The organism is Nonlabens dokdonensis DSW-6, from assembly GCF_000332115.1.
Taxonomy (GTDB): domain Bacteria; phylum Bacteroidota; class Bacteroidia; order Flavobacteriales; family Flavobacteriaceae; genus Nonlabens; species Nonlabens dokdonensis.
Window position 1 is genome coordinate 2,094,758 of sequence record NC_020156.1, and the last position, 21,110, is coordinate 2,115,867.

Annotated in this window: 16 protein-coding genes; 11 read left to right on the plus strand and 5 right to left on the minus strand. The window is 35.3% G+C overall.

From position 1 onward, the window contains the following. Nucleotides 1-31 precede the first annotated feature (31 nt). Nucleotides 32-1,072: a 23S rRNA (adenine(2503)-C(2))-methyltransferase RlmN gene (gene rlmN, locus DDD_RS09225; protein ID WP_015362566.1), complete on the plus strand. Its 1,041-nt coding sequence runs from the start codon at nucleotides 32-34 to the stop codon at nucleotides 1,070-1,072. A gap of 168 nt (nucleotides 1,073-1,240) precedes the next feature. Here the strand turns inward: rlmN and DDD_RS09230 are convergent, their stop codons facing one another. Both DDD_RS09230 and DDD_RS09235 read right to left on the minus strand, forming a co-directional pair. Further along, nucleotides 1,241-2,599: an aryl-sulfate sulfotransferase gene (locus tag DDD_RS09230; RefSeq protein WP_015362567.1), complete on the minus strand. Its 1,359-nt coding sequence runs from the start codon at nucleotides 2,597-2,599 to the stop codon at nucleotides 1,241-1,243. Nucleotides 2,600-2,820: 221 nt separating this feature from the next. After that, on the minus strand, nucleotides 2,821-4,422 hold the full coding sequence (locus DDD_RS09235; RefSeq protein ID WP_015362568.1) for a T9SS type A sorting domain-containing protein: 1,602 nt from the start codon (nucleotides 4,420-4,422) through the stop codon (nucleotides 2,821-2,823). Nucleotides 4,423-4,753: 331 nt separating this feature from the next. Between DDD_RS09235 and DDD_RS09240 the strand changes: the two genes are divergently transcribed. The 10 genes from DDD_RS09240 (at nucleotide 4,754) to DDD_RS09285 (ending at nucleotide 17,154) form a co-directional block, all read left to right on the plus strand. Then, on the plus strand, nucleotides 4,754-5,851 hold the full coding sequence (locus DDD_RS09240) for a T9SS type A sorting domain-containing protein (RefSeq protein WP_015362569.1): 1,098 nt from the start codon (nucleotides 4,754-4,756) through the stop codon (nucleotides 5,849-5,851). A 142-nt stretch (nucleotides 5,852-5,993) separates the two neighbouring features. Next, the gene (locus DDD_RS09245) at nucleotides 5,994-6,971 is read left to right on the plus strand and encodes a polyprenyl synthetase family protein (protein ID WP_015362570.1); all 978 of its coding nucleotides are present in this window, start codon (nucleotides 5,994-5,996) and stop codon (nucleotides 6,969-6,971) included. A gap of 142 nt (nucleotides 6,972-7,113) precedes the next feature. Further along, nucleotides 7,114-8,418 (plus strand): ribosome biogenesis GTPase Der, encoded by a 1,305-nt coding sequence (gene der / locus DDD_RS09250; RefSeq protein WP_041567058.1) that lies wholly within the window; start codon nucleotides 7,114-7,116, stop codon nucleotides 8,416-8,418. Nucleotides 8,419-8,632: 214 nt separating this feature from the next. Further along, nucleotides 8,633-11,431: an outer membrane beta-barrel protein gene (locus tag DDD_RS09255; protein WP_015362572.1), complete on the plus strand. Its 2,799-nt coding sequence runs from the start codon at nucleotides 8,633-8,635 to the stop codon at nucleotides 11,429-11,431. A 172-nt stretch (nucleotides 11,432-11,603) separates the two neighbouring features. Further along, the gene (locus tag DDD_RS09260) at nucleotides 11,604-12,086 is read left to right on the plus strand and encodes a toxin-antitoxin system YwqK family antitoxin (RefSeq protein WP_146250785.1); all 483 of its coding nucleotides are present in this window, start codon (nucleotides 11,604-11,606) and stop codon (nucleotides 12,084-12,086) included. Between the two features lie 68 nt (nucleotides 12,087-12,154). Further along, nucleotides 12,155-12,856, plus strand: coding sequence for a glycosyltransferase family 2 protein (locus DDD_RS09265; RefSeq protein WP_041567059.1), 702 nt, complete (start codon nucleotides 12,155-12,157; stop codon nucleotides 12,854-12,856). Further along, nucleotides 12,853-14,340 carry a cellulose synthase family protein gene (locus tag DDD_RS09270; protein WP_041567060.1) on the plus strand — a complete coding sequence of 496 codons (1,488 nt, stop codon included), beginning with the start codon at nucleotides 12,853-12,855 and terminating at the stop codon, nucleotides 14,338-14,340. The genes DDD_RS09265 and DDD_RS09270 overlap by 4 nt, the downstream gene beginning before the upstream one ends. After that, nucleotides 14,340-15,725 (plus strand): glycosyltransferase 87 family protein, encoded by a 1,386-nt coding sequence (locus DDD_RS09275; RefSeq protein ID WP_015362577.1) that lies wholly within the window; start codon nucleotides 14,340-14,342, stop codon nucleotides 15,723-15,725. Before DDD_RS09270 ends, DDD_RS09275 begins: the two co-directional genes overlap by 1 nt. 65 nt (nucleotides 15,726-15,790) lie before the next feature. Continuing rightward, complete coding sequence (locus DDD_RS09280; RefSeq protein WP_015362578.1) at nucleotides 15,791-16,447, plus strand: peptidoglycan-binding domain-containing protein; 657 nt, start codon at nucleotides 15,791-15,793, stop codon at nucleotides 16,445-16,447. 131 nt (nucleotides 16,448-16,578) lie between these two features. Beyond that, complete coding sequence (locus DDD_RS09285; protein ID WP_015362579.1) at nucleotides 16,579-17,154, plus strand: helix-turn-helix domain-containing protein; 576 nt, start codon at nucleotides 16,579-16,581, stop codon at nucleotides 17,152-17,154. A gap of 63 nt (nucleotides 17,155-17,217) precedes the next feature. Here the strand turns inward: DDD_RS09285 and DDD_RS09290 are convergent, their stop codons facing one another. From DDD_RS09290 to speB, 3 genes are all read right to left on the minus strand, one after another. Next, nucleotides 17,218-18,753, minus strand: a complete 1,536-nt coding sequence (locus DDD_RS09290; protein WP_015362580.1) for a bifunctional GNAT family N-acetyltransferase/carbon-nitrogen hydrolase family protein — start codon at nucleotides 18,751-18,753, stop codon at nucleotides 17,218-17,220. Nucleotides 18,754-19,042: 289 nt separating this feature from the next. Continuing rightward, complete coding sequence (locus DDD_RS09295) at nucleotides 19,043-20,011, minus strand: deoxyhypusine synthase family protein (protein ID WP_015362581.1); 969 nt, start codon at nucleotides 20,009-20,011, stop codon at nucleotides 19,043-19,045. A 19-nt stretch (nucleotides 20,012-20,030) separates the two neighbouring features. Further along, complete coding sequence (gene speB, locus DDD_RS09300; protein WP_015362582.1) at nucleotides 20,031-20,966, minus strand: agmatinase; 936 nt, start codon at nucleotides 20,964-20,966, stop codon at nucleotides 20,031-20,033. Nucleotides 20,967-21,110 lie beyond the last annotated feature (144 nt).

Genomic DNA, 21,110 nt, shown 5'->3' on the forward strand with positions numbered 1-21,110 from the left:
GTAATTTTGCAACGCGTTTTTAATTGAAGATTTGAAGGAGAAAAAAAGAGACATAAGGGCATTAACAAAAGAGCAACTAAGAGACTTCTTTATTGAAAAAGGAGAAAAAGCTTTTAGAGGTAATCAAGTATATGAATGGTTATGGAAGAAAGGTGCGCATTCATTTGATGATATGACTAATCTTTCTAAGGAAACAAGGCTTTTTCTAGACACTTATTTTGATATCAATCATATCAAAGTAGATGATATGCAAAGAAGCCAGGATGGTACAATAAAAAATGCAGTGAAATTGCATGATGGTCTCACGGTGGAGTCTGTTTTAATTCCCACGGCAACGCGTACTACAGCTTGCGTGTCTTCTCAAGTAGGTTGCAGTTTAAATTGTGAATTTTGTGCTACGGCAAGACTAAAACGCATGCGTAACTTACAACCTGATGAAATTTATGATCAAGTTGTAGCTATAGATCAACAAAGTAGAATGTATCATGGCTTCCCATTGTCTAATATCGTTTTCATGGGAATGGGAGAACCATTGATGAATTATAACAACGTTCTCAAGTCTATAGAGAAAATAACTGGTGAAGATGGCTTAGGAATGTCTCCTAAAAGAATCACCCTTTCTACCAGCGGTGTTCCTAAAATGATGAAAAAGCTTGCAGACGATGGTCCTAAATTCAATCTAGCCCTATCATTACATAGCGCTATTGATGAAAAGCGTACCAAGATCATGCCTTTTAACGAGCAATTTCCGCTTGCTGACATAAAGGAGGCGTTAAAATACTGGTATGACAAAACAGGAACTAGAGTCACTTATGAGTACGTGGTCTGGAAAGGTATAAATGATACCATTGATGATGTTCATGAATTGATCAAATTTTGTAAAGTCATCCCTTGTAAGGTAAACATCATAGAATATAATTCTATCGATGATCCTAGATTTGAGCAAGCTAGTCCTAAGGCAATTGACCTTTATAAGACACAGCTAGAACGCAATCATATCATTGTAAATGTGCGCCGTAGTAGAGGTAAAGACATTGATGCTGCATGTGGTCAGTTGGCTAATAAACAATAAAACTAATGGCAGTTTTACAAATTATTATATGAAACTTTTTTAATTAGAAGTTTGTAATAATTCCGCTTTCGCGAAAGCGAGATCATGAGTATTCTATTTCTACAAATCTTAGCGTCTACAATAACAATCTCAGTTATAAGACGCAGTACACACCTGAAGCTTGTAATTTTATAAACCTAATGCAGTTACACCTGCAAAGTTTTTAGGATAACTCCTGGATTTAAACCCTGAAGAATCAATTTCTAAGACACCATCTACTTCGATTGTTGTGTCCAGTTCCCATAGAATATCTCCAGCATAATTTACTTCTCTTATGATATCTCCAGAAGTACTTGTAATTAATGAATTTCCAGATGGTAATCGTTGTACACCAGAGGTACGCGGTGATGTTATTTCTTCACTTGAATAGCTCCATACAGGTGTGCTAGGGTTATTTCCAGTGCCAGGTAACGATGGGTATACACCATCTGCAGTGACATTGATATTTACTTCCTTAATAGTGGAGAAATTTGGATCATCTTGATTATCAAAAACTAAAAAAGTTCCACGAGATAAAATATTATCTCCTACAAAAGTAGTGTCATGTTGATCATGCAATTGACGATCTGCTGATGTTCCAGAATTATAACTTTCTGGATTTCCCCATCGGTATAAAATTTGACCGCCTTTATTGTATCTGCCTCCTGTGTTTGTAGCTGCTTGTTGAGTCGTTAGATCATGATCGATAATGATGAACTCATCGAGCACACGGCTATTTAATATGATTTGATCTAAAGAAGGGATGTAATCCAGCCCATTAACATGAGTGAAATTAATACCTTCTGTAGACTGATTGATATCAAAAAGACTACCATTACTTGCATCTCCAAAATTGAGCTGATTGGAATCAAAATCTTGAACAAGATGATCCCAAAGTGACCATTCCCAAACTATGTTTGCCTGATTAGTTCCTACTGGCTCAATTTCTATAACCTTATCAATAACGAGTCTGTCTTCAACTATGGTGTTAGGATCTCTACCATTAGCAATGCATTCTGCACGATCCTTAACCACCCAAACAGACGCTAGAATATTGCCATTAGGTAAAAGAGCAATATCATGATGTAAGGCTTCTGTTGAAGTATCCAGTTCCCACTTCCAGATTTGATTATTATTTTTATCAATGATTTCAATTGCTCCTGTTTTTCCTCCTATAATAATACCATTATCAACTCCTGTGACAACAGACCTAACAACAGATCCATCTTCTCTTAAATAACCCATCAACGTAGATTCTGAGCTAGACCATCTTTGTAAAACGTTACCTTCTCTATTAATAAGAAAAGAGGTGTTCCCTCTAAAAGGTGAAACGAGAACATAATCATCAGTTAGACGATCAGCATCGTAGACAGTAATGTTTGCTTCGGTCTCAACTTCGGGAGTAATCACCATCATGTCATCATCATCTTTACAAGAGTATATTAATGTTACCGTTAGTACCAATACCATTTTAGACCATAGTCTTGTATTTGAAATTTTAGCAATCATATTTTGAGGGTATTTCTTTAGAAAGTACAATGTTAATTATTAGATGTCACAATTTCATTACTTTTTTAGTGTAAAGTATAAGAAAAGTTCGAAAAGATAGATTTATAATATCCTTAATAAAGCTTAACAATAAATGTTTAAAACCTTTTATTTCAAAACGATCCTAATAAAAAAAGCACCTCATATAGAAGTGCTTTTAGATAACGTTAAAATGAAGTAGTTTATTTTACAAATTTAATAGAACGTGTTTTTCCGTTAAAGTTAATTTTGGCAATGTAAACTCCATCAGTTGCTGCGTTCATATCAATGGACGCGCTAGAATGATCTACTTGTTGATGAATTACCTGTTGACCTAGAAGATTATAAACCTCTATGTTGTCTAAAATACCTTCTGTGATTTCTATATTGAAGTTATTTGTTGTGCTGTTAAAAAAGTAATTTAAGTCTATACCATTAACATCATCTACACTAAGAGTTGAGGTAATATTTACCGCATCTGCATACACTGAATTTGCTGTTGTTACTCCTGTGAGTAAGGCTGATTTGTCTCTGATACCAAAATAGTAATCACCAGCAGCAGTAGGAGTAAATGTTCCCGATCTCATTTGATGAGTTACATTATTCATGTCATCAAATGTAGCAAGAAGTGTATTAGTGGTGCCATCTGTAGTCGTTGCGGCTACCACCTCAATATCTTTGTTTGGAGTTGTTGCATCTGAAACAACTCTATTTCTTTGTTGAAAACTAAAAGTATATTGAGAGTTAGCAGCAAGTGTATAAGGACCTAAATATATAGTGGCATCAGCCGCAGCATCAGTAAATGTGCTGTTTGAAAATACAGAACCTACACCATTACTAGCATAATCATTTGTGGTGTCTCCGTCACTTAGGTCATCTTGTCTATAACCCCAATTTCCAGTTGTAGATAAATAATTTATTCCAAGGTTTAAAACTAAGGCTTGATTAGCGTCTGGTTCAAAATCTTCATCAAAAGGAAAAGCAACTCCAGGAACAGGTGTTGTTCCTACAATAACTTCCTCCCAATCTGAAAGAAGTCCACCAGCACAAGACTGTCTTACGAATACATTGTAAGATACTCCAGGTGTTAAACCAGTTAGTTGATAGCTATTGCCTGCTAGTACTGTATCGACAGTTCCTCCTGCGTCTCTTACCGCATAAGGGAATTCCCCATATCTAATATCAAAGTTTCCGGCGTTATCCCAAGTGACATCTGCGGTAGTATTAGTAAGATTTGTGGCATCAAAGCTCAAATTATTAGGAATATCACATGCAGGTGCTTCTTCTACAAGAATATCGTCTAAATTGAAAGATGCTCCATCAGTTCCAGTATAGTTGATTTCAACAAAAACATTGTTCAAACCAGCGTAAGCCGTAAGGTCTAAAGTAACTTCTATCCAAGTAAAACTGGTGAAAACCCCAAGGTCTGCTTCTGTCCATAGGGCAGTAGTATTTGCTCCTTGTCTGGCAGATATAGTTATATCATAATTGTTATTAGGATCAACCGCCCAGAAATAACTTAGATTTACAAACAAGGTTAGTTCTGGTGCTGTAGCAGCTGTAAAGTCTAAAGAAGGAGAAATAAGCGTTTCATTTTGAGCAACAAGCGCTGGGTCGTATTGAACTTCAGCAGCTCCAGTACCACCATTTGCGTTGGTAGACAACTGAAACGTAAAATTTGTATTGGTACTATTTAAAGTCCATCCAGCTGGTGGAAAAGTACCGCTTTCAAAATCTTCTGAAAGGAATTGTCCATAAGAAATAGCGCTTATGAAAAGTACGATTAGTAAAGTAATTTTTTTCATTTTGAGGAATTTTGGATTTAAAAAATAAATATAAAGTTTTCTTACTATAATGTCTTATAATCTAAGTGATTATATGGGTTGATCTTAGACATAATACTTGTTTTTCGATAGAATAATAGATTTATCAGATGAACGTGAGGAGTTTTTGTGATTTTTTATTGATTATCACTAAGGTGAATTAGGATAAAGAAGTTTTTAAAGTTGATTTGAAAAGAAACAGATGATTTAGCTACGTAAAAACCATTGTTTTTAACAAACTAAACATTTCTTTTAACATAATATTTAATTAGACTTTGTTTAATTATTTATTTTTACCACAAATTCCTATAAGATGAAAAAAACTATACTTTTAATCGGAGCATTTGCTCTTAGTCTAACTTCTATAAGCCAAGTGCTAGAAGTAGAAAATTTTAACAGTCTCGTTCCAGGTAACGTGGGAACTGCAATTGATGGAAGTGCTGGTCAAGGAGGTTTCAATACCTTTGCAACAAATGGAGATGCTCCAACGACAACTACAAACGCAGCCAATTCTAACTTTGAAATAGTTACCGTTAGAATGAGCACTGAGCAAAACTTTAATTTAACTGGGCCAGACGGAGACAGTGGTGTTAGAGCAATGTGGAGAGATGGTTTAGATGTGTCTTGGACTAATAGAACTGCAGGAAACGATGTTATTGAATTAGAATATACTTTTAATACAGGACCTACAACTACAAGTAAAAATCAAATAGGTATGAGGATTTTTGGAGATAATCCTAGTACAGATCCTAATGCACCAGCCACAGTAACTTCTATAGGATATTCTTATGATACATCAACTGGAGTATTATCTGGTATTGCATATTTAAATAACAACGGTACTTTTGGAAACTTTCGAATAGGATTAGCAGCAGGTGGTCTTATTTTAAGTCCAAATACTGATTATAGTATTGGTTGTTCATATAATACTGTAACAGGTGAGGTTCTATGGAAAACTGATGCTAGTGCTGGTAATTCAACTTTACCTAGTGGATTATGGGTTGCAAATCAAGATCCATTAGAAGTTGATTTTTTAGCATTCAGTACTGCTGCAGATCCCAACGCGACGCCTCCAGTAACTGCAAACACTTCAGCAACAACTCTTACATTTAAAGATTATGTTTCTAGAGCTGTTGCGGTTAGCAATCTATTGAACAATGAAGATCAAACTTTGAACGAGGTAAGTGTGAAGGTTTTCCCTAATCCTGCAACAGATATATTAAATGTATCAAGTAGTACTCAACAACTTTCTTCTATAGAAATAGTTGATCTTAATGGTAGGCTAATAAAGTCTTTAGAAGTAAATTCTACAGAAGTGAGCGCAAATATAGAAGATTTAAAACCAGGTCTTTATATTTTAAATATTTCTAGTAATGACGCTACAATCACAAGAAAATTTGTGAAGGAGTAACAAGAAATTCAATCAATATTTTAAATAATCAGGCTTTCTCATTTAGAGAGCCTGATTTTTTTTGAAAAAGAATTAGTAAATAATCTAAATGTTAAGTTACAGTTCTTAATTTACGTTTGCTCTATCATTATATTTGTAACTTATGAAAATTGTAGAGCAAATTAAAGAGCCTATCGCTCATGAAATGGAACTTTTTGAAAAGAAGTTCCATCTTTCCATGGCTTCTCGCATTGCTCTGCTCAATCGTATTACCCATTTCATTGTTAATCGCAAAGGAAAACAAATGCGGCCCATGTTTGTTTTCTTGGTTGCAAAGATGATAGGTAAAGGTCAGGTAAATGACCGTACTTATCGCGGCGCATCTGTAATTGAGTTGATTCATACTGCTACTTTAGTTCATGATGATGTGGTTGATGACAGCCTAAAGCGACGTGGTTTCTTTTCTGTAAATGCCTTATGGAAAAATAAAATTGCTGTTCTTGTAGGCGATTATCTATTATCAAAAGGTTTATTACTTAGTATCGATAATAAAGACTTTGACTTACTACAAATCATAAGCGTTGCCGTACGCGAGATGAGTGAAGGAGAATTACTTCAAATTGAAAAAGCCAGAAGACTAGATATTACAGAAGATATCTATTACGATATCATCCGTAAAAAGACTGCTACTTTAATTGCCGCTTGCTGTAGTCTGGGCGCTTGTTCTGTAGAGCCAGAAGGAGAAGATGTAGAGAAAATGCGCAAATTTGGCGAGTTAATCGGTGTTGCATTTCAAATTAAAGATGACCTATTTGATTATGGAAATCAACGTATAGGAAAGCCCACAGGTATTGATATTAAGGAGCAAAAGATGACTTTGCCACTTATTTACAGTATCAATAAAGCTTCTGCCAAGGACAAAAAATGGTTGATCAACTCTGTAAAGAAATACAACAGAGATAAGAAACGTGTGCGTGAGGTCATCAACTACGTTAAGGATAATGGTGGTCTTGATTATGCCATAGACTCAATGTACCGATACAAGAAAGAAGCACTGGACATTTTAAATACATATCCAGAATCAGAGTATAAAACTTCTTTGCTCAAAATGGTGGACTATGTTATTGACCGTGCTAAGTAGCATGTGATCCTTATATTTCAAATTGTTCTAGACGGTTGTTGTAATTCCGCTTTCGCGAAAGCGGAACTTTAATCAAACATCTTCACCATGCTATTGCTCTTGTACTCAATAAAAAACTACCTTTGCAAACGCAAATAAAAGTATCATGAGTATAGTAGCAATCGTAGGAAGACCTAACGTAGGAAAGTCGACTCTTTTTAATCGTATGATTCAACGTAGAGAGGCGATTACAGATTCTGTAAGCGGTGTCACTAGAGATAGACACTACGGCAGAAGCGACTGGAACGGTAAAGAATTTTCTTTAATCGATACTGGTGGTTATGTCATAGGTAGTGATGATGTTTTTGAGACAGAAATTGATCAGCAAGTAGAACTAGCCATCGATGAAGCCGATGCCATTCTTTTTATGGTAAACGCCGAAGAAGGTATTACACCCATGGATGAGGACGTTGCTCAATTATTGCGCAAAGTGACTAAGCCTGTTTTTCTAGTCGTTAATAAAGTAGATAATAATAAAAGAGAGCAAGACGCATACGAGTTTTACAATCTTGGATTAGGAGAATACTTCTCTATCTCGAGTATGAATGGTAGTGGTACAGGAGATTTACTTGATGAGGTTGTAAAAGTACTTCCAGATACTGTTGAAGAAAAGAAGGACGATTTACCAAGATTTGCGGTTGTAGGAAGACCTAATGCGGGAAAAAGCTCCTTTATAAACGCATTAATAGGAGAAGATAGATATATAGTTACAGATATTGCAGGGACAACTCGCGATTCTATTGATACGAAGTACAATCGTTTTGGTTTTGAATTTAACTTAGTTGATACCGCAGGAATACGTAGAAAGAAAAAAGTACGTGAAGATCTAGAGTTTTATAGTGTGATGCGCAGTGTGAGAGCTATTGAGCATTGTGATGTTTGTATTTTAATGTTAGACGCAACTAGAGGTTTTGACGGTCAGGTTCAAAATATATTTTGGCTTGCAGAGCGCAATCGCAAGGGTATTGTCGTACTAGTGAATAAATGGGATCTTGTTGATAAAGAAACAAATACCGCTAAAGAATTTGAAGCTAAGATCAGAAGGGAGATGGAACCATTTACAGATGTTCCTATTGTTTTTATCTCGGTTTTAAATAAACAAAGAATCCATAAAGCGATTGAGACAGCGGTTGCAGTTTATAAAAACAGATCTAAAAAGATCAAAACAAGTCAGCTCAATGAAACATTGTTACCGTTAATTGAGAATTATCCACCACCATCGTTAAAAGGTAAATTTGTAAAAATAAAGTTCATTACTCAATTGCCTACACCACAACCTCAGTTTGCATTCTTTTGTAATTTGCCTCAATATGTTAGAGATGCTTACAAAAGATATTTAGAAAATCAGCTGAGAGAACATTTTGATTTTCATGGTGTTCCTATCAGTGTTTATATGCGAAAAAAATAGATTGATTTTTGATCTAATAAGAGAATTTTCATTCTTGTTTTAGAAATAAAATATTATTAATAGTGTTTTATGATATCCAAAATATTTTAATTGAGGCCGAAGATTTATCATATCTTCTTCCTTAACAAAATGTTAATAGGTTGTTTCTTATAAAATTTAACTGATATCCTTGCGTTGAGGATATACCAATTGCTAGAAACTAACCTTACTCTTAATGAGATTATTCTTTTTTTTATGTTTAGCAACTTTATTTGCTTTGTATTCGACAGCGCAAACATTTAGTATTAAAGGAGTTGTAAAAGATTCCTTGACAAATGAAAAACTACAAAGCGCGACCATTTACGTGGAAAGTGTCCAGGATTCTACATTAATTACGTACTCGATTACAGATGAGGATGGTGTTTTCTCGCTATCTGGTAATACCGCATATGAAGAAGTGAGCTTTATGGCTTCGTTTCAGGGGTATCAAAATTATTCTAAACTCTTGAACCTTAAAGATGGTCGAGATCTAGATCTAGGTGATATTATTCTTAATAGTGACATAGAATCATTAAATAGCGTACTAGTCAAAGCTAGAAAAGCGCCCATTACGGTGAAACAAGATACCTTAGAATTCAATGCAAAATCTTTTAATACCAAAGCAGATGCTACGCTTGAAGACGTAATGAAAGAATTACCTGGTGTAAAAGTCGATAAAGACGGGAAGATTACTGTAAACGGTAAAGAAGTATCTAAAATCCTTGTCAATGGTAAGGAGTTCTTTGGAGATGATCCTCAAGTAGCGCTCAAAAACTTGCCTAAGGAAATTATTGATAAAATTCAAGTCACGGAGTCTAAAACTGATACTCAAAAAGCTACTGGAGAAGATGGTGATGCAAACGCAAGTGAGATTAACATTACTATCGATGAAGATAAAAACAAAGGTTGGTTTTCTAGATTGACAGCTGGTGGAGGAACAGATGATAGATATTCCATGAGTGGTATCGCAAATTATTTTAACAATGACTTTAAATTAAGCATTTTAGGAAGTAGCAATAATATCAATAGTCCAGGTTTTTCTTTTGACGAAATTTACGACGCCATGGGAAGTAGTGCGTACTCTATTTCTAGGAGTAGTAATGGCAGTTTTGGAATCAATGGTGTAAATTTCGGTGGTAGTGGCGGCATAACCTCTAGTGACAGTGCAGGATTAAATATGTCAAATGACTGGGGTGAAACGGTAAGTGCTTCTTTAAATTACTTTTATGGTGGCAACGATACAGAATCTGCTTCGGATAGTCGCAGGACTACATTCTTACCTAGTGAGGAGGATATTGATAATGAAATCAATAGTTTCACAACAGAAAGTTCTAATCGAGGGATTAGAAATGGTGATAGTCATAGAATAAGCGGTCGTTTTGAGGTAAAGCCAGATACATTAACATCATTCAACATTAGACCAAATCTTAATTTCTCTAAAAACTTTAGCAATAATCAAAGCACCTCTGTTTCAAGAAACAATGACGGCCTATTGAGAAATGACGTAGCTACATCTTCTGTTTCTAATTCAGATAATGAATCTTTAGGTGCCAACTTTAATTTCTCTCGTAGAACTCAACAAAAAGGAACTTACTACGGTCTTTACGGGAATGTAAACAGAAATAAAAATGAATCTCAGAGTGATTTTAATAGTATTAGGATCACATTTGACGATTTAGGTAATCCAGAGACGCCAGATATTCAAGATCAGATCATAAATAATAATTCTGAAAACACCAGGTTTTCTGTAACTCCTTACGTAAATAAAAAATTAAGCGAGTCGCTTACAGGATCATTGAACTATAATTTTGAAACAGGTAATCAAGAAAATGAACGTAGTATTTTTGATCGCGATGGTGCTGGAAACCTAGTTTTCAATGCAACACTCAGTAATGATTTTGAAGTAAAAAGCAGCCAGCAAAGACCTAGTATAGGACTGCGGTATAAAAAAGGTGAGTTTAGGCTCAACCTTAGTGGAGGAATTATCCATCAAACTCTAGAAAGTGAGGACGTTCTTTTAAATACAAGTTTTGATAAGGAATTTACAGATCCATATGTAAATGCAAATATGAATTACAAATTTGGAAAATTTGGTAGAGTATATCTTAATTATCGCAATAGCATCAGTGTTCCTAGCGTGAGACAACTACAACCTGTAGAAGATCAAACTAACCCTCAAAATATAGTAAGAGGTAATCCAGATCTTGATGCGAGCCAGCGACATAATATTTACTTCAACCTAAGTAACTACGACTGGGAAAAAGGTTCTGGTTTTTACTCTGGTGGTGGTTTTACCTATACAGATAATAGTGTAGCAGCGATTACGACTACTGACGATGACTTAATAAGAACTACAACTTACGTTAATATAGATGGAGAATACAATGGTTATTTATATACGAGCTTCAGTAAATCTTGGAAAAAAGATGACAGAGAAATAGAGCTCGATATAGGTATAGATGGAAACCTTTCTTTAAACAAAGGATTTACTAACGGTCTTGCATTTCAAAGTGAAGCCATACGCATTGCGCCAGAAGTTACACTTGAATACTCCTTAAAGGACTATATAGATGTAGAGCTGGAATATGAAATCAGTGCCAATAGAACTCAATTTGATATTGAAAATATTAGCGATCAAGAATTTGTGAACCATCGCGCTGCAATAGATATTACAACTTCATGGCCAGAACATGTTATTCTAGGTCTGAGAGGTGAGTACAATAAATTTGGAAATATTTCTGGCGATTTTGATGACGATTCTTTTGTACTGATAGGAAGTTTAGGATATAAGTTTTTAAAAGATAAGGCTACTGTAAAATTGAAGGCTTACGATATTTTAAACCAAATCATAGATACACGTCGTACTATAAGTGATGATTTTGTTTCAGACACAAGTAGTTTGGTTTTACAACAGTATTTCATGCTCAGTTTTACGTATAAATTCTCGCAATTTGGCGGTAAAAAACCTGATACTAATAAAGTAATCATGTTTTAAGAGGAATTATTTTTTGTTCTCGCTTTCGCGAAAGCGGAAACAGAACCATCATTTTTAAAATTGATAATTCCTTAATCATTATACAATTTTCCCTACGATTTAAATGATTATCATTTTGTGATTCTTGTGTGATTTGTTTCATTCAAATTTGGATAAAATAAAAGCACCAATCATGAAGTATCTCGTTCTAATTCTAATTACATGTAGTAGTTTTTTCTTCAATTCTTCTAAAAAGCATTATGTGAAAGACTATCACAACGGTAAAATAGTGAGTGAAGGCTGGATGCAAAACGACGAAAAAACCGGATACTGGAAATATTACGACAAAGGTGTTCTTACCTCTCAAGGACATTATTTAAAGAATCACAAAAATGGATACTGGCATTTTTACAAAAACGAAATTGTAAAAGAAGAAGGTTACTTTAAAAATGATAACCGACAAAGCTGGTGGACTTTTCATAATTATAAATCGTATAAGACGGTCAAAAAGCAATATGTAAACAATCTAATTTCTGGTTATGTGTTGTATTACAGGCGATCCACACTATCTAAAGTAGAAGAGTATGAATCCAATTCTAAAATAGGAGAGTGGACCAGTTACTGGAGTTTTAAATCTGCTCATCCTGATTTTTCCTTAAACGAATTACGCAAGTAATTATAGTAATTTTGCAAAGCCGCCAAATTCATAATGCTTAAATTGCGCCACTTTATAAAGTCATTCCCCTGAATCAAGATTCTATCATAAGAGTTATCATTCCTGCCTTTAATGAAGCTGCTTCTATACCGCTGGTCATTAAGGATATTCCTTCAGTAGTTAAGGAAATAATCGTATGTAGTAACAACTCAAATGATGCTACGGTTGTAAATGCGAGAAAGGCTGGTGCAACAGTAGTAGAAGAGCCTACTCCAGGATATGGTAATGCATGTCTTAAAGGAATGGAATATATCGCTTCTCTTAATGAAGGGACAGATATCATCGTTTTTCTTGATGGTGACTATAGCGATTATCCACAGCAGCTTACAGAGTTGGTAGCTCCGATCATAGAAAAAGATATAGACTTCGTAATTGGCGCGAGAGTAAAACACCTTCGTGAAGCAGGTTCCATGACGGCTCCTCAAATTTTTGGAAACTGGCTCGCGACCTCGCTCATGAAATTGTTCTTTGGTTCCAGATTTACAGATTTAGGTCCTTTCAGGGCGATTAAATACGATAAACTTCTAGAACTGGAAATGGAAGATCGCACTTATGGATGGACCGTAGAAATGCAATTAAAAGCATTAAAAAAGAACTTTTCTTATCAAGAAATTCCTATGAAATATAGGAATAGAATAGGTGTTTCAAAAGTTTCAGGTACGGTTAAAGGTGCTATCTTTGCAGGCGTTAAAATTTTAACTTGGATATTTAAATACGGTTTTAAAAAATGATATTGGTCTGGATTTGTATTGTAATTTACTCTATATCATTAGTGTTGATATTGTTCTATGCTTTTGCGCAGCTCAATTTACTTTTTAATTATATAAAAGCACAAAAGCTAGTAGATAATGATGCTTTGCTAGATCTTTCTAATCCTGATGAGGTCCCGTATGTAACCATACAGTTGCCTGTATTTAACGAGGCTTATGTAATGGATAGGCTTTTAGATAATATCATTTTGCTTGAGTATCCTAGAGAAAAATTAGAAATACAAGTCTTAGATGATTCTACTGACGAGACTGTTACTTCTACAGCCGCTCATGTAAAACGACTTGCAGCAAATGGACTGGACATTGTTCATATCACAAGAACAGATCGTAGTGGCTACAAAGCTGGCGCCCTAAAGGAAGGTCTTGAGATTGCCAAGGGAGATTTAATAGCTATTTTTGATGCAGATTTCCTTCCAGAAGCAGACTGGTTACAAAAGACGATTCCGCATTTTAAAGATCCAGAAATAGGCGTTGTACAAACAAGATGGGCGCACCTTAATCGTGATTATTCCATACTTACACAAATACAAGCCTTTGCATTAGATGCTCACTTCACTCTAGAGCAAGTCGGTCGTAATTCAAAAGGCCATTTTATTAACTTTAACGGTACTGCTGGCGTGTGGCGCAAAGAAACGATCTACGACGCAGGAAACTGGGAAGGTGATACCTTAACCGAAGATCTGGACTTGAGCTATAGAGCACAATTAAAAAACTGGAAGTTCAAATACTTAGAGCATGTAACTACACCAGCTGAGCTACCTATTATTATAAGCGCAGCTCGATCTCAGCAATTTAGATGGAACAAAGGTGGAGCAGAGAATTTTAGAAAAATGTTTAGAAGAGTTTTATCGTCAGATATGTCTTTTAAATCAAAACTACATGGTATTCTACATCTTTTGAATAGTACGATGTTTCTAAATGTGCTGATCGTAGGAGTTTTAAGTATTCCTATGTTATACATTAAAAATGAATATGGTCATTTGAGAGAATACTTTATAGTGATGAGTTTCTTTGTGATAAGTACCATTATATTCTTCTTTTGCTACTGGTACATGTATAAGAAAACCTACGGAGGCGGCTTTAAGAACTTCATTTCTTACATAGGAATGTTCTTTACGTTTTTCTCCATAGCAATGGGTTTTTCCTTTCATAACTCAATAGCGGTTCTAGAAGGTCATGCAGGTAAGCGCAGTGAATTTGTTAGAACGCCTAAGTTCAATTTAAAAGCCGTAGGAGGTAACTGGAAAGCAAATAAATACCTGCGTAAAAAAATTAGTCCTCACGTAATTATTGAAGGTTTGTTGATGTTGTACTTTGCATTTGGTATGTACTCTGCATTTGTAGTAGGTGATCAAGGCGGTGATTTTGGACTATTTCCATTTCACTTGATGTTGTTCATAGGATTTGGATTTGTCTTTATACGTAGCATTACAGAAAAGCAATAATGAAAAATAAACTCGGTAATATTCTAGGTATTATCAGTTTGATAAGTATAGTTTTATATGCTGTTTTTTTCTCGCTTTCGCGAAAGCAATTTCTAGAAACACTTCTTCTCTACAGCCTGCTATTTTTAGGTTTACTAGCTTTCTACTATTTAGGTAAAAAAGGATTTAATCAAAGGTCTCGATTACTGCCAAAAAAGTGGAGCGGTAAATTATTTGACTCTGATGTTTTGACATGTGTGCTGTTTGTGGGCATTTTTATGAGACTTACATTGTTGACTTATACGCCTAATTTATCACAAGATTTTTTCCGGTTTATTTGGGATGGTCATCAATTACTCCATGGATATAATCCCTATCTCTATTTACCAGATGAGGTCATAGCCACCGATGCATCTCACATCCCAAATGCTGCTTTGTTGCACGCAAATATGGGTGAACTTTCTAGTGGTCATTACACTAATTATCCACCATTAAATCAGTTAATATTTGCTGTAGCGGCATTTCTAGGAGGCAAAAGTATTGTTGCGACTATGGTATGGATGCGCTTGATTATCATCATGGCAGAAGTAGGTATTTTCATTTATGGGATAAAAATGCTCCGTTTACTAGGAAAGCCGCCATATCTAATTCTTCTTTATTTTCTTAATCCATTTGCGATTATTGAGCTTACTGGTAATCTACATTTTGAAGGAGTTATGGCATTTCTAATGTTGCTTTCTGTTTACTATTTATTTATTTCACAAAGATTTAAAAGTGCTTTGTTTTTAGGCTATGGTGTACTTTTAAAATTATTGCCAGTTATCGTTTTGCCATTACTGTTGAGAAAATTGAAGTTTAAAAAAGCGGTAATCTTTTATGTATTTGTAGGAGTCGTTGTGATACTAGGATTTTTACCTTTTTATAGTACGGAGTTAATAGACAAGTATTCCAGCTCGGTAGGTTTATGGTTCGGTAATTTTGAGTTTAATGCCAGTGTGTTTTATGTTTTAAGAGCCATAGGTTTTGAAATCACCGGTTATAATATTATAGAAATAGCAGGTAAGGTATTGCCTGTCATTACATTCATCTTGATACTATTAATTGCGTTGAAACGTAAAAATGAAATTCCAGAAGTCTTATTGACAAGTATAGTTTTCTCCTTTTTAATTTACTTAGCCTTGTCAACAACTGTTCATCCATGGTATTTAACTATTCCGTTACTGTTTTCAGTTTTTACCAAGTACCGATTTATGATCGTTTGGAGTTTTACTATTTTCTTAAGCTATTATGCTTATTCTAATAGTAATTATACCGAGAACCTTTGGCTAGTTGGTTTAGAATATGCTTTAGTTTTAGGAACATTTTTATATGAGTATTTTAGGCCAACGGTTTCAGCAAATAATTAAGCTTTAATTTGGATCACTTTATTCTTAACAAAGGATTACTATCTTTGAAACTTACTGATTGAGATATGAAACAAATCATAATTTTTTTACTCGTGCTTATTCTTGGATTTGTTGTCTATGATGTCTACAAAGATTGGGAGCGATTCAATGCACCCGATTATAACTATGCAACCGAAGAAACAGTTGATCGCAACTATTACGATAAAATGACGGTTTGGAGTTATGAAGAAGCTGTTCAAGATCTCAATCATTTTGTCAAGTTACAATGGACCGCAAATGATATTGATGTACGTTCTCCAGAAGATGATGATATAGAAACTCAAAATGCTGTAAAAACCTATTCTCAAAAGCTAGCTAAGGTTAAATACCTAGAGCAAAAATTAGTTTCCTCTACAGAGCAGAAAGCAAAAGGTTTAACTAATGCTGAAATAAAACAAATGGATTTGAACGAGTGGAAACCAAAGTCTGACTCAAATCTAGATTCAAAAAATATACTAAAGCAATTATTTCAAGATCAATCTAATATTAGTCGCAATATAGGTGCTAAAAGTGCTCTTATTTATGAGGTTCAAAAATTACTGATCTCAAAAGGTTATGCGATTCCTTTAGATGGGGTTTTTGCACAAATTACCAGCACTGCACTAGCCGATTTTGAATCAAAAAACAATTTATATCCAGACGGAAAAATTGACGCACTTACTTTTGCTTCTCTGATTAGGTGAGGTTTAATTGTTGATATTCAGTAATTTGACGCTTATGTCATAAGAATGTCATAAATAAGTCTAATGATTAATTTGCTCTCAGGTCTTTGTACTTCTTAGGTTTGTCTCGTCAATATTAAACCAGAATCAAGATGAAATCCATAGGATTAAAAATTAAAGAAATACGTGTCAAAAAAGGGATGTCTCAGGAAGAACTTGCTACACAATCTCAAGTAAGTTTGCGCACGATTCAACGATTAGAGAATGACGAAAACGAACCACGTGGTAAAACCTTGCAGCTTATTTGTGAAACGTTAGATATCAATATTGAAGAATTATTAGATTACGGTAAGAGGGAAGATCATCAATTTTTAATGTTTTTTCATCTTTCTGTACTCGCAGGGATATTCATACCGATAGGAAATATCATTTTGCCACTGGTTTTATGGTTGACCAAGAAAGATAAAATTCAAGGTTTACAAAAAATAGGAGCAAGGTTATTAAATTTTCAAATTGTTTGGTCGTTTTTGTCATATGCGATCCCTATTCTTATTCTAGCTTTAAATCTCAATCTAGGCTTAGAATGGTTGAGTGATTCAGTTAAGTCCTTAGTTTTTCAAATTATTGGCCTAAATTCAATTAATTACTTGATAGCAATTGTTTTGGCTATATTTAATAGTCGTGGAAAACAAATCACTTATCCTAGTATTATCCCAATGATCAGATAAAAGTAAATGGGCTTTTGATAAATTATCAAAAGCCCATTTTTTAATTAAGTGAATTGTGATGCTCTACTTGCGTCCAACCTCATACAAATCATTCCTGCGGTCTTTTAAATTCTTCACAGCGCCATAATTGTGCAATTCTTTTAAAAGGTCTAGATCGACATCAGCTACGAGAATCATTTCTGTGTTTGCGGTGGCTTCGGCTTTAACGCCGTTGGAAGGGAACGCAAAATCACAAGGTGTAAAAACGGCACTTTGTGCATAAGAAATATCCATATTTTCTACTGCTGGTAAATTACCTACGCTTCCGGCAATCGCTACATAGCATTCATTTTCCACCGCTCGAGCTTGAGAACACAAACGCACACGGGCGTAAGCATTTTGCGTATCGGTTAAGAAGGGTACAAAAAGAATTTGCATTCCTTCTTGAGCCATAATGCGGCTCAATTCTGGAAATTCACTGTCATAACAAATTAAGATGCCTATTTTACCACAATCAGTATCAAAAGTCTGAATTTTATTCCCTCCTTGAAGTCCCCACACTTTTTGCTCGTCTGGTGTTACGTGTATTTTTTCATAACGTTCTATCGTACCATCTCTTCTACACAAATTACCTACATTGTACAGCTGTCCATCAATAATCTCAGGCATGGAACCAGTTATAATGTTGATATTGTATTTAATCGATAACTCTGAGAAACGTTCTCTAATCATCTCTGTGTATTTAGCTAATTCTCTGATAGATTGGCTTACACTTAACTTATTATAAGCTGCCATGAGTGGCGCATTGAAATATTCTGGAAACAAAGCAAAATCAGAGCGATATGCAGCTACAGCATCTACAAAATACTCAACCTGTTGCATTAACTCATCAAAACCAGAATAAGGTCTCATTTGCCATTGTATCAAGCCTAAACGTACGGTACTTTTCAGTGAAGTAGTTTCACTAACTGGTTTTGTGTAATAAATGTTATCCCATTCTAGCAGTACAGCAAACTCCATTGAGGCAGCATCGCCATCGAGGTAGTTTTTAAGAACTCTGGAGACGTGAAAATCATTTGATAGCTGAAAATTCAATACAGAATCTTGAATCTCTTTATTGCGCACTTTTTCAATATACTCCTTAGGAGTCATGTCACTCGCGTGATTATGATAGTTAGGAATACGACCACCAAAAGCGATACCTCTCAAATTTAAGTTCTCACATAACTCTTTGCGGTAATCATATAAACGACGACCTAATCGCATGCCACGATATTGAGGTTTTATAAACACCTCTATACCATAAAGCACGTCGCCATCATCATCGTGTGTGGTAAATTTGTAATTACCAGTTACTTGCTCGTAAGTATACTGGCCACTAAAATCTTCATATTTTACTACAATAGATAGTGCACATGCCACAATTTCTTCATTCACCTTAAGAACAACCTGACCTTCTGGAAACTTCTCAACTAGTGTTTTAATCTGTTCTTCTTTCCAGTAGGAATCTGGCAAATTGGAGTATGAATCAATCATCGCATGTTTCAACTCTTCATAATCTTCAAGCTTTAGAAATTCTAAATTTAGATTATCAATTTTACTCATATTTAAATCACTCATTGTGTTTGTTCTCTTTAATTTGAAAATAATATTTTGAAAGTGCAGTAGTTTGTCAGGTCGAGCGCAGTCGAGACCTCTATCTCTTCATCCATTAAAACGACCTCTCGACTGCGCTCGAGGAGACATTGAGAGTTTAGTCTTAAATTCCTAAAAAAACCTGTAAACCGCTGTGTTTTTAAGCAACTTACAGGTTTCGTATTAGGCAATCGTCCCGTTCTTTAATGGGATAAACTTATTGAAGTTAAGCTTTCGCGAAAGCGTAACTTTAATTAATCGAAAAGAATAAAAGCTACATTTCTAATAAATAAGCAAATATTAACGGCGCCACTATAGTAGCGTCACTTTCTACGATAAACTTAGGCGTGTCTTGATCTAGTTTTCCCCAAGTGATTTTTTCATTAGGAACTGCTCCAGAATAACTTCCATAACTGGTCGTAGAATCAGAAATCTGACAGAAGTAACTCCAGAATGGCGTGTCTGTACGTTCCATATCTTGATACAACATAGGTACTACACAAATAGGGAAATCACCTGCGATTCCACCACCTATCTGGAAGAAACCTATGCCTTTATCAGAATTATCGGTATACCAGTCTGCAAGAAATGTCATGTATTCTATACCGCTTTTTACAGTGCTCGCTTTTAACTCGCCTTTCAATACGTAGCTCGCAAAAATATTACCCATGGTGCTGTCTTCCCATCCTGGAACGACTATAGGTAAATTAGCTTTGGCAGCGGCGTACATCCATGAGTTTTCAATTGGGATTTCATAGTATTGTTCTAGAACGCCACTTAGTAAAAGTTTATACATGTATTCATGTGGGAAATAGCGCTCGCCTTTAGCCTCAGCATCTTTCCAAATCTTAACGATGTGTTCTTGTAATCTTCTAAAAGCTTCTTCTTCTGGAATACAAGTATCGGTCACACGGTTGAGTCCTTTTTCAAGTAAATCCCACTCATCCTGCGGTGTTAAGTCGCGGTAGTTAGGAACACGCTTATAGTGACTGTGTGCTACCAGATTCATCAAATCTTCTTCTAGGTTAGCACCTGTGCAAGAGATGATATGTACTTTATCCTGACGTATCATTTCGCCGAAAATCTTCCCAATCTCAGCCGTACTCATTGCTCCAGCAAGAGAAACAAGCATTTTTGATCCTTGGTTGAGTTGTGCTTCATAACCTTTTGCAGCATCTACAAGTGCGGCACTGTTAAAGTGTAAGAAGTAATTTTCTATGAAATCTGTTATCGGTTTTCCCATGTTGTTTTTTATGTGAAGATTACTCTTCTATGTTTTTCATTTTTTTTAATCCCGCTTTCGCGAAAGCGTTATCAGAGTCATATCCATCTTCACCTTCTAAGGCGATGTCTTTGAATTTATAACTCAGCATTTTGTAATACAATTTTGCAGCAAGAAAGTCAGACGACTTTTCATTAGGGTTAGGACATAATTCTACGATATCAAAACCGACTACATTTTTCTCTTCAAAAACCATTTTTAGAAAGTCCAATGTCTCGTACCAAAACATACCACCAGGCTCTGGAGTTCCTGTCGAAGGGCAAATTGAAGGGTCAAAAGCGTCGAGATCTATGGTGATAAATACGTTTTCTCCTAAAGCTTCAGTAGCTTTTTCAGACCAGTAATCGTCCTGAACCATTTCATGACCATAGAAAATTTTATCATCATCGTTGATCCCTACCTCTATACTGTCCATAGAACGTATTCCTACTTGAACAAGATTGGTCTTTTGACTCGCTTCATAAACAGCACATGCGTGATTGCAAGTGCTTCCTTCATATTCCTTACGTAAATCTGCATGAGCGTCTATTTGAAGTACGCTCAGGTTTTCATACATGTCGTTAAATGCACGGATGCTTCCTATAGAAATGGAATGTTCACCTCCAAAAAGTGTTACAAATTTGTTCTTCTTGATGTACTTTTTTGTGATGGCATGCACGGCATCTACCATAGCTTCTGGAGAGCTGTTTTCGGTAACGGCATCGGCTAGAAAAACTCCATGGTGATATACTTCAGTATCGGTCTCTATATCATAAAGTTCCATATTTGCACTGGCATCTAAAAATGCCTGCGGACCCTTGTCAGCTCCTTTTTGCCAGGTGCTCGTTCCATCATAAGGAACAGGAATTAAAACAATAGATGCATTATCTAATCCAGCATATTCATCTGAAATTCCTGCATAGTTTGAATTGCTCATGTTGTGAAGTTAAAAGTTTGTTTTTAAGTTGTTTTAATTATATAAGTTTTTGTTCACTCCTGCACTAGCCCCATTGTCCTGCGGACATTTCCCCAAAGGGGAAAAGGTTTCAAATTCAAATTCGAGTTCAAATTCGAATTCGAA